Raw genomic sequence first — 15,610 nt, 5'->3', positions numbered from 1 at the left:
ATAAAAACTGACAGTTCATTTACGATTTTATGTAAAAAAGACCACTGACATTATTCAGTGGCCTAAGCTGATAATTTTTTTCTACCTTTGCTGCGGCGTCGCTTTAAAACTAGACGTCCGTTCTTAGAACTCATACGGCTGCGGAAGCCATGAACTTTACTACGCTTACGGTTATTTGGTTGAAACGTTCTTTTCATGTATGACACCTCCCTGAGGAATAGCTGTTTAAGACAGTCTAACTCATTATATTTGTGTAACCCATCGATTGTCAATATCAATGATAAAACTCTTATTATCAACCTTATAAGCATAACATAATTTATCAAACGAAGAAACCTTCTTTTTTAGTTTCTAACATTTTCTTCTCTTTTTCCTCCTAAAAGGTCTCCAAAACAAGGGTGTGGATATGTTTTTGGCATATTTAGACTATCCACATTCATTATCGACATTTTTTTCACACAAATAACTGATGTGGATAATTATTTTTCAACAGGATGTAAAGTGTGTGGATAAGTTTGTGACACCCATTGCGCCATCTTGTTTATTTTGATATTATATTTGTGTTTTAACTCTTAATTACTTATCTGACCTATTTATGTTATCCACAAATTGTGGACAACCTGTGGAAAGATATTACACAGATTGTTGAATTGTTTATCCACAGACTGTGTGATTTGTCGAAAAGACGTTTTTCTACTATATTATTTGTTTTCAACAATGTATGTGCACGAATGGTGATGACCATTTGCTCTTTTTCGTGTTCTATAACAGTTTGATACTGGTCATTTTAAAAAGAAAAGGAGGGGGGAGAAGCCTTATGGAAAATATTTTGGATCTGTGGAATAAAGCACTTCAAAAAATAGAGACAAAGTTGAGCAAACCTAGTTTTGAGACATGGATGAAATCGACAAAAGCCCATTCTCTTCAAGGTGATACGCTCACAATTACAGCACCTAATGAATTTGCTAGAGACTGGTTGGAATCAAGATATCTTCACTTAATTGCTGATACCATCTACGAACTGACAGGTGAAGAGCTCAGCATTAAATTTATTATTCCTCAAAATCAGGATGAAGTGGAAGCTATGCCAAAGTCTCCAATTAAAAAGATGTCTAAAGAAGATCCCGTCGATATTCCACAAAATATGCTGAATCCAAAATATACATTTGATACTTTTGTTATTGGTTCAGGCAACCGATTTGCGCATGCCGCTTCACTTGCAGTTGCGGAAGCACCAGCAAAAGCATATAATCCGCTCTTTATTTATGGGGGCGTTGGTTTAGGAAAGACTCACTTGATGCATGCGATTGGTCATTATGTCATCGACCATAATCCATCAGCCAAAGTGGTCTATCTATCATCTGAAAAATTTACAAATGAATTTATCAACTCAATCCGAGACAACAAAGCTGTCGATTTCCGTAATCGCTATCGGAATGTCGATGTGCTTTTGATAGATGATATTCAATTTTTAGCAGGAAAAGAACAAACACAAGAAGAGTTTTTCCATACATTCAACACACTTCACGAAGAAAGTAAGCAAATCGTCATTTCTAGTGACCGGCCGCCGAAAGAAATTCCGACACTTGAAGACAGATTACGCTCTCGATTCGAATGGGGCCTAATCACGGACATTACCCCGCCAGATTTAGAAACGCGTATTGCGATTTTACGAAAAAAGGCAAAAGCAGAGGGATTAGATATTCCGAATGAAGTGATGCTCTATATTGCCAATCAAATCGACAGCAACATTCGTGAACTGGAGGGTGCTTTGATTCGTGTCGTTGCTTACTCTTCTTTAATTAATAAAGACATTAATGCGGATCTAGCAGCTGAGGCGCTAAAGGACATCATTCCTTCGTCGAAGCCAAGGGTCATTACAATTAAAGATATTCAAAGAATTGTAGGGCAGCAATTTAATATCCGTTTAGAGGATTTCAAAGCGAAGAAACGTACGAAGTCAGTTGCTTATCCAAGACAAATTGCCATGTATCTCTCTAGAGAAATGACCGATTCCTCTCTGCCTAAAATAGGAGAAGAATTTGGAGGTCGTGATCATACGACTGTCATTCACGCTCATGAGAAGATTTCGAAATTAATGGTTGAGGATGAACAGCTTCAGCAGCATGTCAAAGAAATAAAAGAACAATTAAAATAACCTAGCTGATATAATAAGTACGGGAAAATGTGAATAACTAGAGCATAGTCATACACAGTCTGTCCACATGTGGATAGGCTGTCTTTCCTTTCTTTTTACCGACTTATCCACATATTCACAAGCCCTACTATTACTTCTACGATTTTTATTAATAAAATATATATACATGTCATTAAGAAAATTTAGGAGGACCACTATGAAATTCACGATTCAAAAAGATCGTCTTGTCGAAAGTGTCCAAGATGTATTAAAGGCCGTATCCTCTAGAACAACGATACCTATTTTGACAGGGATAAAAATTGTAGCATCTGATGAGGGGGTTTCTCTCACAGGAAGTGACTCTGATATCTCAATTGAATCCTTTATTCCTCAAAGAGATGGAGATTTAGAAGTAATTACGATTGATCGTCCAGGAAGTATTGTGCTTCAGGCTCGCTTCTTTAGTGAAATTGTGAAGAAACTGCCAATGGCTACTGTCGAAATTGAAGTAGAACAAAATCACCTCACCATCATTCGTTCTGGTTCAGCAGAATTTAACTTAAACGGCTTAGATGCTGAAGAGTATCCGCATCTTCCGCAAATTGAAGAGCATCATGCATTTCAAATTCCAACAGATCTGCTTAAAAACTTAATTCGTCAAACTGTTTTTGCAGTGTCCACCTCAGAAACACGACCTATCTTGACAGGTGTAAACTGGAAGGTGGAAAAAGGTGAATTAATATGCACAGCGACCGATAGCCACCGTCTTGCTTTAAGAAAAGCGAAGTTGGATATTGACGAGGAAAGCTCATACAATGTCGTCATTCCAGGGAAGAGTTTAACAGAGCTAAGTAGAATCCTTGATGATGGGCAAGATCTTGTGAGCATCGTGATTACAGAAACTCAAGTTCTCTTTAAAGCACAAAACGTGTTGTTCTTCTCAAGATTGCTGGATGGGAATTATCCAGATACAGCTCGCCTGATCCCGCAGGAAAGTAAAACGGATGTTGTGGTCAACACAAAGGAATTCCTTCAAGCCATTGATCGTGCATCACTTTTGGCAAGAGAAGGACGCAATAATGTCGTAAAGCTGTCAGCTGATCCTGAACAAAGCCTTGAGATTTCTTCTAATTCACCTGAAATCGGTAAAGTAGTCGAAACAGTTCAAGCAGATGACATTAAAGGGGAGGACCTTAAAATCTCCTTTAGTCCAAAATATATGCTAGATGCGTTAAAAGTATTAGAGGGAACAGAGATTCATGTAAGTTTTACTGGTGCTATGAGACCGTTCCTGTTGCGCACGCCAAATGATGATTCAATCTTGCAGTTGATTCTTCCAGTCAGAACATATTAATTCAATCTAAAATAGCTGCTGTGTGAGTGCATAGCAGCTTTTCTTCTCGTTTACCATGCTTTCTTTCATCCCAGTTCGCTTTCCCCCTTTCCTTCTTGTCTTGTTTTTTAGTACAATTAGATATTAGTGATATTGAAAGAGGTCGATATAATGCCTAATCCTATAACCATTGAGAAAGAAATGATTACATTAGGGCAATTTTTGAAATTAGCCGAAGTCATCCAATCTGGCGGAATGGCGAAATGGTTTTTGAGTGAACATGAGGTGTTCATTAATCAAGAGCCAGATAATAGACGGGGACGCAAACTATACCCAGGAGATGTTGTCGAGATAGAAGGTTATGGCACATTTCAAGTTGTGAATTAGAAACGGGTGACAATACATGTACATTCAAAGTCTGGCGTTAACTTCATACCGAAACTATGAACACACCGAGCTTCAATTCGACAACAAGGTGAATGTCATGATCGGTGAGAATGCCCAAGGTAAAACGAACTTGATGGAAGCGATCTATGTATTGTCGATGGCAAAGTCGCATCGTACGTCAAATGATAAAGAACTTATCCGATGGGACCAAGACTATGCTAAAATAGAAGGTAGAGTCATCAAAAAAAATGGTCCACTCCCAATGCAGCTCGTGATTTCAAAAAAAGGGAAAAAGGGCAAGGTCAATCACATTGAACAACAGAAGCTCAGTCATTATGTTGGTGCGCTAAACACCATCATGTTTGCACCAGAGGACTTAAGTCTTGTAAAGGGCAGCCCGCAAATCCGCAGAAGATTCCTCGATATGGAGATTGGACAAGTTTCTGCTGTCTACTTGCATGATTTATCGCTCTATCAAAAAATTCTCTCTCAGCGGAATCATTACTTGAAACAATTGCAGACTAGAAAGCAAACGGATCAAGCGATGCTGGAGGTTTTAACAGAGCAATTGATTGATGCGGCAGCGAAGGTTGTCAAAAGACGACTGACTTTTACGAAACAGCTCGAAAAATGGGCGCAGCCGTTGCATTTTGGCATTTCTAGAGAGCTAGAAACACTCACGCTCCAATACCACACGGCGATAGAGGTATCAGAAGCGTCAGACTTGTCGAAAATAAAGAATAGCTATGAAGAATCGTTTCAGAAACTAAGAGACAGAGAAATAGACCGAGGAGTGACGCTGTGGGGACCTCACAGAGATGACATTCTTTTCTTTGTGAATGGTCGGGATGTTCAGACATATGGCTCTCAAGGGCAACAAAGAACAACAGCTCTTTCACTAAAGCTGGCAGAAATCGACTTGATACACGAAGAAATCGGAGAATATCCCATTCTTCTACTCGATGATGTTTTATCTGAACTTGATGATTACAGACAGTCTCATTTGCTCCATACCATTCAGGGACGTGTACAGACCTTCGTCACCACAACAAGTGTTGAAGGCATCGATCACGCCACCTTGAAAGAAGCGGAAATTTTCAGAGTAGCCAGTGGAAAAGTAATTGACTGATAAATGAGGTGTGGGTCTTGTATATTCATTTAGGTGATGATTGTGTTGTTTCTACACGAGAGATTGTCGCAATTGTTGATTACAAAATGAGGTCGTCTTCTGTTGTAGAAGAGTTTCTTCAAAAACAAGAAGGACAAATCATTTCGTTATCACAAGGGACACCAAAATCCATCGTCGTCACAACTAAATCTGTTTATTACTCTCCTCTTTCCTCAAGCACGCTCAAAAAACGTGCTTCATTTGTGATTGAAATTGAAGTCTAAAAGCTCAATTCATATAAATATATCGTTTAAGAAAAGTGTAGGTGAATGTACGTGGCAATGGAACAGCAACATAATAGTTATGATGAAAATCAGATACAGGTGCTTGAAGGACTAGAAGCTGTTAGAAAACGTCCAGGAATGTACATTGGGTCAACCAGTGCAAAAGGACTTCACCATCTTGTATGGGAAATTGTCGACAACAGTATTGATGAGGCTTTAGCTGGATATTGCACAGATATTACCGTGCAAATCGAAAAGGATAATAGCATTACAGTGAAAGATAATGGTCGCGGAATTCCTGTTGGGATTCATGAGAAAATGGGACGTCCTGCTGTAGAGGTTATTATGACTGTTCTTCACGCTGGCGGTAAATTTGACGGCAGTGGTTATAAAGTATCTGGCGGTCTGCATGGCGTAGGGGCATCTGTTGTTAATGCGTTATCTACGACCTTAGACGTGACCGTATATCGTGATGGGAAAATTCATTATCAACAATTCAAACGCGGTGTTCCAGTTGGAGATTTAGAGATCATTGGTGAAACAGATGTTACAGGGACAACCACTCATTTTGTGCCAGATCCAGAAATTTTTACTGAAACCATTGAATTTGATTACGACACACTTGCTAACCGTGTACGTGAATTAGCTTTCTTAACAAAAGGTGTAAACATCATTATTGAAGATTTACGCGAAGGTAAAGAACGACGAAATGAATACTGCTACGAAGGCGGTATTAAGAGCTATGTAGAACATTTAAATCGCTCAAAAGAAGTCGTTCATGAAGAACCTGTTTACATCGAAGGTGAAAGAGACGGAATTACGGTTGAAGTGGCATTACAATATAACGATTCCTATACAAGCAACATCTATTCCTTCGCCAACAATATCAACACGTATGAAGGCGGAACACACGAAGCAGGCTTTAAAACAGGTCTGACGCGTGTGATCAATGATTATGCTCGTAAAAATGGCGTATTCAAAGATGGAGACTCGAATTTGAGCGGTGAAGATGTGCGAGAAGGCTTAACAGCCATTATCTCTATCAAACATCCAGATCCTCAATTCGAAGGGCAAACGAAGACAAAGCTTGGGAACTCAGAAGCAAGAACCATTACCGACTCCCTTTTCTCTGAAGCACTTGAGAAATTCCTCTTAGAGAACCCTGATGCGGCAAAGAAAATTGTGGAGAAAGGCGTGATGGCAGCTCGTGCAAGAATGGCTGCCAAAAAGGCACGTGAGCTGACAAGACGTAAAAGCGCACTGGAAGTCTCCAGCTTACCGGGGAAACTAGCGGACTGTTCTTCTAAAGACCCATCCATCTCTGAACTCTATATCGTAGAGGGAGATTCAGCGGGCGGATCTGCTAAGCAAGGTCGTGATCGTCACTTCCAAGCCATTTTGCCGTTAAGAGGGAAGATCCTAAACGTTGAAAAAGCGCGACTAGATAAAATTCTATCGAACAACGAGGTTCGTTCAATGATTACAGCATTAGGAACTGGAATCGGAGAAGACTTCAATTTAGAGAAGGCTCGCTATCACAAAGTTGTGATTATGACAGATGCCGATGTGGATGGAGCGCACATTCGAACGCTGCTTCTAACATTCTTCTATCGCTACATGCGTGAAATCATTGAAAACGGTTATGTGTATATTGCACAGCCACCTTTATATAAAGTGCAACAAGGAAAACGTGTTGAGTACGTGTATAACGATAAACAGCTAGACGAGCTGTTGAAATCACTTTCTCAAACACCAAAACCTGGACTTCAGCGTTATAAAGGTCTTGGAGAAATGAATGCAGCTCAGCTTTGGGAAACAACAATGGATCCTGATGCGAGAACACTTCTTCAAGTGACACTTGAGGATGCAATCGATGCTGATGAGACATTTGAAATGCTCATGGGAGATAAAGTAGAGCCGAGAAGAAACTTTATCGAAGAAAATGCGCAATACGTGAAAAACCTCGATATTTAGATAGCTCCCTACTGAGAACAACCTTATTTCTTGTTTGGAATAAGGTTGTTTTTCAAGAAATAGGAGCGTGTAACCAATGTCCTGTTTTTCCGTGTTTTCGTTGATTTTCTAGTAAATAAATGTGTATAAAGACGAGATTATTGATATAATGGAGAATAGTCTTGTGAAGATAAATACATATTTTACTCCCACATAATTTATTTCATGTGATACGTAAAGGGAGGTTCTTATAGTGAGTGAACAACATACACCAAATGTACGCGAAGTGAATATTAGTCAGGAAATGCGTACGTCTTTTTTAGATTATGCAATGAGTGTGATTGTGTCGCGTGCATTACCAGATGTGCGTGACGGATTAAAGCCCGTGCATCGAAGAATTTTGTATGCGATGAATGACCTAGGTATGACAAGTGATAAACCATTTAAGAAATCTGCACGTATCGTCGGGGAAGTTATCGGTAAGTATCACCCTCATGGTGACAGTGCTGTATACGAAGCGATGGTTCGTATGGCGCAAGACTTCAACTATCGTTATATGTTAGTAGATGGTCATGGAAACTTTGGTTCAGTCGATGGAGACGGAGCAGCGGCGATGCGTTATACCGAGGCACGTCTATCGAAGATTTCTATGGAAATCCTCCGTGATATCACTAAGGATACTATTGATTATCAGGATAACTATGACGGCAGTGAAAGAGAGCCAATGGTGATGCCTGCAAGATTCCCTAACTTGTTGGTCAACGGAGCGACAGGAATTGCTGTAGGAATGGCGACCAATATTCCGCCGCACCAACTAGGTGAAGTGATTGATGGGGTATTGGCTATCAGTCAAAACCCGGAAATGACCACACAGGAGCTTATGGACATCATTCCAGGTCCAGATTTCCCAACAGCAGGTCAAATCATTGGCCGAAGTGGTATTCGGAAGGCGTATGAAACAGGGCGCGGCTCTATTACATTAAGAGCAAAATCGAATATTGAGGAAACATCTAGCGGTAAACAGCGCATTGTTATCAATGAGATTCCTTACCAAGTCAACAAAGCCCGTTTAATTGAAAAAATTGCTGATCTTGTACGTGATAAAAAGATTGATGGCATTACAGATTTGCGTGATGAATCAGACCGTAATGGTATGCGTATTGTCATTGAACTGCGTAGAGACGCAAACGTCCATGTTCTATTAAACAATCTTTATAAACAAACGACACTTCAAACGTCATTTGGTATCAACTTATTGGCACTTGTTGATGGGCAGCCAAAAGTCTTGTCCCTCAAACAATGTCTTGAGTATTATCTAGAGCATCAAAAAGTGATCATTCGCAGAAGAACAGCGTATGAGCTGCGTAAAGCAGAAGCAAGAGCACACATTTTAGAAGGTCTGAGAATTGCACTTGATCACTTAGATGAAGTCATTGCTTTAATTAGAGGCTCTCAAACTGCGGAAATTGCGAGAAATGGTTTGATGGAAAACTATAGCTTGTCTGAAAAACAGGCACAGGCTATTCTTGATATGCGACTTCAGCGTTTGACTGGTCTAGAACGAGAAAAGATAGAAGATGAATATAAAGGACTTGTTGATTTGATTGCTGAATTAAAAGCCATTTTAGCAGACAATGAGAAAGTACTTGAAATCATTAGAGAAGAATTAACAGAAATTAAAGAACGCTTCAATGATACGCGCCGTACTGAAATTGTGACAGCGGGTATCGAAACAATTGAAGACGAAGATTTGATTCCTGTTGAAAACATCGTGATTACGCTCACGCATAATGGTTATATCAAGCGTCTCCCAGCTTCTACATACCGCAGTCAAAAAAGAGGCGGTAAAGGTGTCCAAGGAATGGGAACCAACGAAGATGATTTCGTTGAACAGTTGATTTCAACATCGACCCACGATACGATTCTTTTCTTCTCTAATAAAGGGAAGGTTTATCGTGCGAAAGGGTACGAAATTCCTGAATTCGGACGGACGGCGAAAGGGATTCCGATCATTAATCTTCTTGAAGTAGAAAAGGGAGAATGGATTAACGCCATTATTCCAGTAAGCGAATTTGATGAAAATTCTTATCTCTTCTTTACAACAAGACACGGTGTATCAAAACGGACGACATTGTCGCAGTTCGCTAACATTCGAAACAACGGTCTTATTGCACTTAGCCTTCGTGACGAAGATGAACTGATGGCTGTTCGTTTAACCAATGGAGAAAAACAAATCATCATTGGAACGAAAAAAGGAATGCTGATCCGATTTGACGAGACAGATGTTCGTGAAATGGGACGTACGGCAGCTGGAGTGAAAGGGATCACACTTTCCGAAGATGACATTGTCGTAGGCATGGAAATCCTTGAGCCAGATGCAAACGTCTTGATTGTAACTGAAAAAGGATACGGCAAACTAACCCCTGAAAAAGAATACCGTGTTCAAAGTCGTGGCGGTAAAGGTCTTAAAACGTGCAAAATCACTGACAATAACGGTCCACTTGTCGCAGTGAAAGCAACGAATGCTGAAGCCGAAGAAGACTTGATGATTATTACAGGAAGCGGTGTAATCATTCGTATGGCCGTTTCTGACATTTCAACAACAGGTCGAGTTACTCAAGGTGTTCGCCTAATCCGTCTCGGTGATGAGGAACATGTCGCAACAGTGGCATTAGTTGAACAATCACCAGAAGACGATGAAGATAATGAAGAGAACGTAGAAAACATAGAAAACATAGAAAACATAGAAAACATAGAGTCAGATCAAGAGCAATCTGAGTAAAATAAAGCCGGTTTTTTCACCGGCTTTATTTTTTTTGAAAAAACTTCACTTTTTTTGAAATTAATAATGCTTTTTTCATAGATATATGTTAATCTTTCAAAGGAGCAAAAAGAGGCTCTATTTTTTATCTCATTCCCCAGTAAAAACTTCTTAGAAAAACAAAATGTTTTTTAAGAAAAATGTTGACTGTTGATAGAGATATATGATATATTTAAGTGGTCGCTTTAAGAGAGTGACACACAAGTTCTTTGAAAACTAAACAAGACAATACGTACCTGTTAATTCGAGTTTTTATAATAAATCCTATGATGTTTCATAGGTAGTCAGTCAAACGCTGACGAGGCAGGAAATGATCACATGCTAAGTTCGCTACATCGTGTAGCAACGCATGTGTGATATGCATCCTGCATACCTCGGAGAGTTTGATCCTGGCTCAGGACGAACGCTGGCGGCGTGCCTAATACATGCAAGTCGAGCCTTAAAAAACTAGCAAACTGGACATGGAAAGTACCATGTCCAGCGTAAAACACATGATGTTTTTCAAAAAAAATGTGAAAACCCCACTTTTACTTGAAGTAAAGGTAGGGTTTGTCTACGGTCTGACTACTCTTATTAAAGAGTAGTTTTTTGTTGTTTCAACTCTTTTAAACAGTAAAATTACCCTCTTAATTGGTAGAAAAAGAATTTTTTTCATAAAATAGTGTTTAAGAGACAGGAGAAGGGGTAGTACATAAACATACCAATTAAAGGAGGAGTTAGAAATAATGAGAAAAACAAGCAAATTTTTTGTTAGTTCTGTGATCGCTACGTCAATGGTTGCTGCCCCTCTATCTCTTACGACTTTTGGTCAAACGGCTGAAGCTGCAACGACAACAGGTGTCGATGGAAGTGTCTCGATTGATCCAGTAGCCATTGCCGATAAAATTGAACAAGCAGTAAAATCATCTCAAAATCGTGATGGATTTGTAAAAAATGCGGCTTACAGCGCTTTCTATGAAGCAGGTCAAAACTATAACGTCGTTGTCCAAAACTTAAGCCAAGATCATGACTTTAGTGGACTGAACAATGTGGTTTACTATGATAGTGTTGAATATGATGGTATTACGTTTGGTATTTGGGTATTTGAAGATGGGACGTTCGTCAATAATGGTGACGGCGGCTATATTAACTGGACATTTGTTGGCAGCTTTGACCGCGAGGAAGGAAGCGGCACTGTCGATTTCCATAAAAGATTCTAATTGTCTTGTCAAAAAGTCTGCCGATTCACCGGCAGACTTTTTTATAATGCACATTCTTCTATGTCAAAACCTAAATCTTCAATGATGTGATGATCCGTTTGAACCTGCTGACCTTTTGTTGTTAAATAATCACCTACGAAAATGGAATTTGCGGCATAAAGGGCAAGCGGCTGAAGCGTCCGTAAATTGAACTCTCTGCCTCCAGATACTCGAATTTCCTTGGTTGGATTAACAAACCTCATGAGTGCCAACACTTTCAATGCTTTGATTGGATGTGTTCGTTCTTGATGCTCAAGTGGTGTTCCTTCAATTGCATGAAGAAAGTTGACTGGAATGGAATCCGCATCAATGGCTCTGAGCGCAAAAGCCATTTCAACAATTTGCTGGTTGGTTTCACCCATTCCAATAATAACCCCTGAGCAGGGTGACATGCCAGACTGCTTGACCTTCTTAAGGGTCGACAAGCGGTCATGATATGTATGAGTTGTCGTAATGTGAGGATGATGATCTTGATGTGTATTGATATTGTGATTGTACCGATGAACCCCTGCTTCCTTCAGCCGCTTCGCTTTGTCTTCATTTAATAACCCAAGACATGCACACACCTTCAATGGCATGGTCTCCGTGATCTCTTTTACTGCTGCCGTCACCTCATCTAATTCTCTATGAGAAGGTGCTCTCCCGCTCGCAACAATACAATAAGTCCCCGCTTTTCTCTTCAGCGCCTCACGCGCGCCAGCCACAATCGTTTTTTGATCAAGCATTGTATATCGTTCAACCGGTGCGTTTGAAATGATCGACTGTGAACAATAACCGCAGTTTTCAGGACAATAACCACTTTTTGCGTTAAAAATCATATTTAATTTCACCTTATTTTGAAAAAAATGAAATCGTACTTGATAGGCTGCATGCATGATCGATAATAATTCTCTATCGTCCGCTTCAAGAATATCTAGCCCTTCTTGCAGCGTGATTCGTTCATTTTTCAGCGCTTTCTCTGTTATCGCTTCCCAAGACAAAGTGATTGGTTTCCCCATCATAAGCTCCTCTCATTATGTTAACTTATTTTTATTAAAAGTTAACATAAAGGGTGGTCGTTGGCAAGCATTGGATAAATGAAGTCTAACAATACACGTAGACATACAAAAAGGCGATGATCATGAAGTCTAACAATACACGTAGACATACAAAAAGGCGATGATCATGAAGTCTAACAATACACGTAGACATACAAAAAGGCGATGATCATGAAGTCATCGCCTTTTTATATGTAAAGTCATGTAGCTTATCGAACAGTAATATAGTTAATCACAAGCTCGCCTAGTGAATTATAGTAAGAAACTGTGACAGATCCGCGTTGTACGGCACGAATCCAAGTGAAGTTCGGAGCTGTTTGATCTAATTGAATGGCATATGTTGCGCCCGACACAGAAATTTGGCTTGCTGGAAGAGAGACGGCGATTGAGGAACCTACAGTAAGCGTGCGGTTCACTCTAATCACTTTATTCATAATAGGAGCTTTTGCTATGACTGGTTCTTTTGGCTGTGCAGCTGCATGAGCACCTTCAGTTTGGAAGAACGTAAGAGCACCTAAAGCAGCTAAAGACAATGTACAAGCTTTCATTAATTTTTTCATCGGTAACACTCCTTTTTTTAGTATATACATATATTAATAATAATAGTATTATATGTCAATTAAAATATGTGAAAAAAAGAGTATTTATGGTGAAAATTGTCACATATTATTCATGAGTCTTCTCTTTTTTAGGGGAAAAAGAGGCATAAAAAAAGCTGGGTGCATCCCAGCAATGTCAAGCTTTATGAAGAGAGATATCAATCGTCGTCTCGCTGTTTTGGCTGACGACCTTTTTGTTTCTCTTTTTCTTTAATGTAGTGAATAAAATCGATGGTTTGTCTTCGTGCTTCTTCGGAAAAATCGGAGGCAGCCTTAAACGCAATTTGCAAATCAGGATCGTCTGCAAGATCGACATCAGTTCCGCCTTTGTCCTTACCTGTGAGAAGATAGTCCGTTGAGACCCCGTATAACTCGGCGATTTTCACAATCATTTCACCATCGGGCTTTCTCAAGCCATATTCCCAATTTGCATAAGTGGACATTGCCTTTAAGCCGAGTTTTTTAGCAACCGTTGACTTGCTCCATCCATGCTTCTCTCTTAATTCAGTTAAAATCTTTCCAGTCAAATTATCCATTGGAAACACCTTTTTTCATGTTATGAGTAAATTTTATCATGAATTACACGGAAAAGATAAATAATTACACAAAAAGAATAAAAATTGATTGACTTACTCGTTTCGTGTATATTATCATAATGAATATAACTTACACATATTGAGTAAGAGGTGGAAAGATGAAACTTGAAAATTTACGAGAAGAACGCATTTTACAAGGAAAAACACAAACCTATATGGCGAAAAAGTTAGGGTATAAGTACACAAGTGGCTATGCAAATATAGAAATGGGCAGAACGAAGCCCAGCTTAGAAATAGCAAAGCATATTGCAGATCTGCTGAATAGAGGTGTTCAAGAGCTTTTTTTTGATCAAAAGTTACACGAAATGAGTAATTCTTTAAAAGAAGAGCACTTCTTTGAAAAGGAGAGACAAACAAAATGAACATCGATCATCCAATGGTAGCGCAGATGAATGACTTTGGATATCCAAAAAGCTACTGGTCATATGACATGACACGTTACGGATATCAAACAGAGATTGAGGAGAGCCTGGAGGGATTTGAAGAAGATGAAACATCAGATGACGTTTGATGCCAGAAAGGAAGCGCAGCTTTGTTTAGTCCAAGCTGGCGGCTGGATCACCTTTCATCATCAGAAACCGGTGTTTGTTTTTTCCACAGCAGAAGACAAGCTAACATACATGACCCTATTGGCGGAAAAGGTCGCTGAAGTAACAAAGGAGGAATCAAGACGACATGAAACGATGGAAGAAAATCATGACAATCCTCAAATGCTTGCTCAAAGCGAATAAAAACGAACAAGATATCCGTCAGTGGGAAAAGGATGACGGGAGATCATAATATGGTCATCCATTTCATCATTGAGACAGAGGTATTGTTAACAAAAGATAGATTGATAAAAAGAATACGGGCAGCAGCAAAAGCACAATGCCCACATAAAATAAAAGACGCACTATCACTCGAGATTCGTTTATTTGACGACATGCCGCTTGACATAGCTGACTGTCAAATCAAGCGTACATACGCAGAAAAAGGTTTGATACGCCCAGTGAACGTCAGCATCTTTCAGCCACGACTACATCATATTCAACAAGCACTTCATGCTATTGCAGATAGGGCCCATCTACAAATTGTCGATTTAAGAGTTTCCCAGTTTTATAGTATGCGTCCAAGAATTGAAATCATTTTAAATACGATAGGTGATGGAACGAAGACCCTCACCAATTAAGGAGACAAGCATATGAACGAGCCAAAACAATTATTCATTCAAGAAAACCAGACGTTTGTCGGCGAGATGGAAACAGGAAAAATTCAAGTCATCGTGTTAGATGGGAATGTAGGAACGGCTTATCAGATAGATGTGCCTGAACATGGAAAAACCATTATACAAACGGCAAAAGGTCATTTTGCAAGAGTAGATCACGAGATTGGTTTTAAAATCAGCTAGATCATTGAACAGATCACAACATCATACGTCCAAGACGGAAAGCCTGCGGACACTGATCAAGACCCTATGAAAAGGGATTGATTGGTGTCCGTTTTTTATTTTCTTAAAAAAGGGAGAGAGCCAACATGCAAGATTTACTTATCGAATACAAACGTGCATTAAAGGATGCGAGAAAAAGATATGAACCATTTAGAGAAAAAGAAGACAAACAGCTGTCAGATCAAGAGAAGCATGATAAAAAAATTATCGCTAGTATGGTCAGCGATCTTGAATACGTCGTAGAATGGCTTCAAATTGGGAGGCAGCCAGGTGCACGAAGAGGATTAGACAGACGTTCAGTCTATCAGCGTACCATCCTGGCGAATCCAGAAGTGTTAGAGGCTTTATCACATGAATATACAATTATCCAAGAAAATGAAAGAGAATTCAGTGAACGAGACAAGAAACGAATTGACGAAGCCCTGTCTGTTTTAACGGATCGAGAAAAGGACGTATTCTTCATGCATACAACACAAGGATTATCGTTTAGCGAGATAGCGGTCATGCTGGATGTGAAAAAAGGAACTGTCCAAAAACATATGGAGAGAGCTCGGACCAAGATGTCCAAAAAAGTACAAGAACGCCTATTCGAAGCAGCTGAATAGGCGTTTTTTCTTTTACAAAATAAATGCATCAGCACTTGTCTTACAGTTGCCACCTATAGTTAGAAAGACCAAACGGATGTTTGCTA

Annotated in this window: 18 protein-coding genes; 14 read left to right on the top strand and 4 right to left on the bottom strand. The window is 39.5% G+C overall.

The genetic code is table 11. The features are described 5' to 3' along the window. Positions 1-62: 62 nt before the first annotated feature. Positions 63-197, bottom strand: coding sequence for a 50S ribosomal protein L34 (rpmH, locus tag GPS65_RS18120; RefSeq protein ID WP_008360908.1), 135 nt, complete (start codon positions 195-197; stop codon positions 63-65). A gap of 620 nt (positions 198-817) precedes the next feature. On the opposite strand from rpmH, the gene dnaA reads away from it, so the two are divergent. The 8 genes from dnaA to GPS65_RS18080 all read left to right on the top strand — a co-directional run bounded on the left by dnaA (position 818) and on the right by GPS65_RS18080 (position 11,222). Next, a complete protein-coding gene (dnaA, locus tag GPS65_RS18115) occupies positions 818-2,158 on the top strand; it encodes a chromosomal replication initiator protein DnaA (RefSeq protein ID WP_012008628.1) in 1,341 nt (446 codons plus the stop codon). A gap of 196 nt (positions 2,159-2,354) precedes the next feature. After that, the gene (gene dnaN, locus GPS65_RS18110) at positions 2,355-3,491 is read left to right on the top strand and encodes a DNA polymerase III subunit beta (RefSeq protein ID WP_041815072.1); all 1,137 of its coding nucleotides are present in this window, start codon (positions 2,355-2,357) and stop codon (positions 3,489-3,491) included. 150 nt (positions 3,492-3,641) lie between these two features. After that, positions 3,642-3,857, top strand: a complete 216-nt coding sequence (gene yaaA, locus GPS65_RS18105) for a S4 domain-containing protein YaaA (RefSeq protein ID WP_041815077.1) — start codon at positions 3,642-3,644, stop codon at positions 3,855-3,857. Positions 3,858-3,873: 16 nt separating this feature from the next. Beyond that, on the top strand, positions 3,874-4,986 hold the full coding sequence (gene recF, locus GPS65_RS18100) for a DNA replication/repair protein RecF (protein WP_119124308.1): 1,113 nt from the start codon (positions 3,874-3,876) through the stop codon (positions 4,984-4,986). Positions 4,987-5,003: 17 nt separating this feature from the next. Next, positions 5,004-5,249: an extracellular matrix regulator RemB gene (remB, locus tag GPS65_RS18095; protein ID WP_041815080.1), complete on the top strand. Its 246-nt coding sequence runs from the start codon at positions 5,004-5,006 to the stop codon at positions 5,247-5,249. Between the two features lie 57 nt (positions 5,250-5,306). After that, entirely contained in the window at positions 5,307-7,223 is a 1,917-nt protein-coding gene (gene gyrB / locus GPS65_RS18090) for a DNA topoisomerase (ATP-hydrolyzing) subunit B (RefSeq protein ID WP_041816108.1), read from the top strand. A gap of 232 nt (positions 7,224-7,455) precedes the next feature. Continuing rightward, positions 7,456-9,984 carry a DNA gyrase subunit A gene (gene gyrA, locus GPS65_RS18085; RefSeq protein WP_119124309.1) on the top strand — a complete coding sequence of 843 codons (2,529 nt, stop codon included), beginning with the start codon at positions 7,456-7,458 and terminating at the stop codon, positions 9,982-9,984. A 764-nt stretch (positions 9,985-10,748) separates the two neighbouring features. After that, positions 10,749-11,222: a hypothetical protein gene (locus tag GPS65_RS18080; RefSeq protein WP_003212767.1), complete on the top strand. Its 474-nt coding sequence runs from the start codon at positions 10,749-10,751 to the stop codon at positions 11,220-11,222. A 41-nt stretch (positions 11,223-11,263) separates the two neighbouring features. On the opposite strand, the gene bioB is transcribed toward GPS65_RS18080, so the two are convergent. From bioB to GPS65_RS18065, 3 genes are all read right to left on the bottom strand, one after another. Then, positions 11,264-12,259: a biotin synthase BioB gene (bioB, locus tag GPS65_RS18075; RefSeq protein ID WP_012011059.1), complete on the bottom strand. Its 996-nt coding sequence runs from the start codon at positions 12,257-12,259 to the stop codon at positions 11,264-11,266. 248 nt (positions 12,260-12,507) lie between these two features. After that, entirely contained in the window at positions 12,508-12,858 is a 351-nt protein-coding gene (locus GPS65_RS18070; protein WP_012011058.1) for a hypothetical protein, read from the bottom strand. A gap of 197 nt (positions 12,859-13,055) precedes the next feature. Beyond that, complete coding sequence (locus GPS65_RS18065; RefSeq protein WP_012011057.1) at positions 13,056-13,433, bottom strand: helix-turn-helix domain-containing protein; 378 nt, start codon at positions 13,431-13,433, stop codon at positions 13,056-13,058. Positions 13,434-13,591: 158 nt separating this feature from the next. Here GPS65_RS18065 and GPS65_RS18060 point away from each other — a divergent pair, with 158 nt between their 5' ends. The 6 genes from GPS65_RS18060 (at position 13,592) to GPS65_RS18040 (ending at position 15,524) form a co-directional block, all read left to right on the top strand. Further along, positions 13,592-13,855 carry a helix-turn-helix transcriptional regulator gene (locus tag GPS65_RS18060; RefSeq protein WP_012011056.1) on the top strand — a complete coding sequence of 88 codons (264 nt, stop codon included), beginning with the start codon at positions 13,592-13,594 and terminating at the stop codon, positions 13,853-13,855. Continuing rightward, positions 13,852-14,004, top strand: a complete 153-nt coding sequence (locus GPS65_RS19340; RefSeq protein WP_162900861.1) for a hypothetical protein — start codon at positions 13,852-13,854, stop codon at positions 14,002-14,004. Before GPS65_RS18060 ends, GPS65_RS19340 begins: the two co-directional genes overlap by 4 nt. Next, on the top strand, positions 13,982-14,224 hold the full coding sequence (locus GPS65_RS18055) for a hypothetical protein (RefSeq protein WP_012011055.1): 243 nt from the start codon (positions 13,982-13,984) through the stop codon (positions 14,222-14,224). Before GPS65_RS19340 ends, GPS65_RS18055 begins: the two co-directional genes overlap by 23 nt. Before the next feature lie 50 nt (positions 14,225-14,274). Beyond that, positions 14,275-14,661 carry a RusA family crossover junction endodeoxyribonuclease gene (locus GPS65_RS18050; protein ID WP_012011054.1) on the top strand — a complete coding sequence of 129 codons (387 nt, stop codon included), beginning with the start codon at positions 14,275-14,277 and terminating at the stop codon, positions 14,659-14,661. 12 nt (positions 14,662-14,673) lie between these two features. Further along, entirely contained in the window at positions 14,674-14,880 is a 207-nt protein-coding gene (locus tag GPS65_RS18045) for an XtrA/YqaO family protein (protein ID WP_012011053.1), read from the top strand. A gap of 125 nt (positions 14,881-15,005) precedes the next feature. Continuing rightward, positions 15,006-15,524: a sigma-70 family RNA polymerase sigma factor gene (locus tag GPS65_RS18040; protein WP_012011052.1), complete on the top strand. Its 519-nt coding sequence runs from the start codon at positions 15,006-15,008 to the stop codon at positions 15,522-15,524. The last annotated feature ends 86 nt before the right edge of the window (positions 15,525-15,610 follow it).

It is taken from the genome of Bacillus pumilus (genome assembly GCF_009937765.1).
Taxonomy (GTDB): domain Bacteria; phylum Bacillota; class Bacilli; order Bacillales; family Bacillaceae; genus Bacillus; species Bacillus pumilus_O.
This window is presented reverse-complemented; position numbering and strand designations above follow the sequence as displayed.

Bases quoted from the DNA above. Each gene is read 5' to 3' on its own strand.
- rpmH (WP_008360908.1), bottom strand. From the start codon at position 197: ATGAAAAGAACGTTTCAACCAAATAACCGTAAGCGTAGTAAAGTTCAT.
- dnaA (WP_012008628.1), top strand. From the start codon at position 818: ATGGAAAATATTTTGGATCTGTGGAATAAAGCACTTCAAAAAATAGAG.
- dnaN (WP_041815072.1), top strand. From the start codon at position 2,355: ATGAAATTCACGATTCAAAAAGATCGTCTTGTCGAAAGTGTCCAAGAT.
- yaaA (WP_041815077.1), top strand. From the start codon at position 3,642: ATGCCTAATCCTATAACCATTGAGAAAGAAATGATTACATTAGGGCAA.
- recF (WP_119124308.1), top strand. From the start codon at position 3,874: ATGTACATTCAAAGTCTGGCGTTAACTTCATACCGAAACTATGAACAC.
- gyrB (WP_041816108.1), top strand. From the start codon at position 5,307: ATGGAACAGCAACATAATAGTTATGATGAAAATCAGATACAGGTGCTT.
- GPS65_RS18080 (WP_003212767.1), top strand. From the start codon at position 10,749: ATGAGAAAAACAAGCAAATTTTTTGTTAGTTCTGTGATCGCTACGTCA.
- bioB (WP_012011059.1), bottom strand. From the start codon at position 12,259: ATGGGGAAACCAATCACTTTGTCTTGGGAAGCGATAACAGAGAAAGCG.
- GPS65_RS18070 (WP_012011058.1), bottom strand. From the start codon at position 12,858: ATGAAAAAATTAATGAAAGCTTGTACATTGTCTTTAGCTGCTTTAGGT.
- GPS65_RS18065 (WP_012011057.1), bottom strand. From the start codon at position 13,433: ATGGATAATTTGACTGGAAAGATTTTAACTGAATTAAGAGAGAAGCAT.
- GPS65_RS18060 (WP_012011056.1), top strand. From the start codon at position 13,592: ATGAAACTTGAAAATTTACGAGAAGAACGCATTTTACAAGGAAAAACA.
- GPS65_RS19340 (WP_162900861.1), top strand. From the start codon at position 13,852: ATGAACATCGATCATCCAATGGTAGCGCAGATGAATGACTTTGGATAT.
- GPS65_RS18055 (WP_012011055.1), top strand. From the start codon at position 13,982: ATGAAACATCAGATGACGTTTGATGCCAGAAAGGAAGCGCAGCTTTGT.
- GPS65_RS18050 (WP_012011054.1), top strand. From the start codon at position 14,275: ATGGTCATCCATTTCATCATTGAGACAGAGGTATTGTTAACAAAAGAT.
- GPS65_RS18045 (WP_012011053.1), top strand. From the start codon at position 14,674: ATGAACGAGCCAAAACAATTATTCATTCAAGAAAACCAGACGTTTGTC.
- GPS65_RS18040 (WP_012011052.1), top strand. From the start codon at position 15,006: ATGCAAGATTTACTTATCGAATACAAACGTGCATTAAAGGATGCGAGA.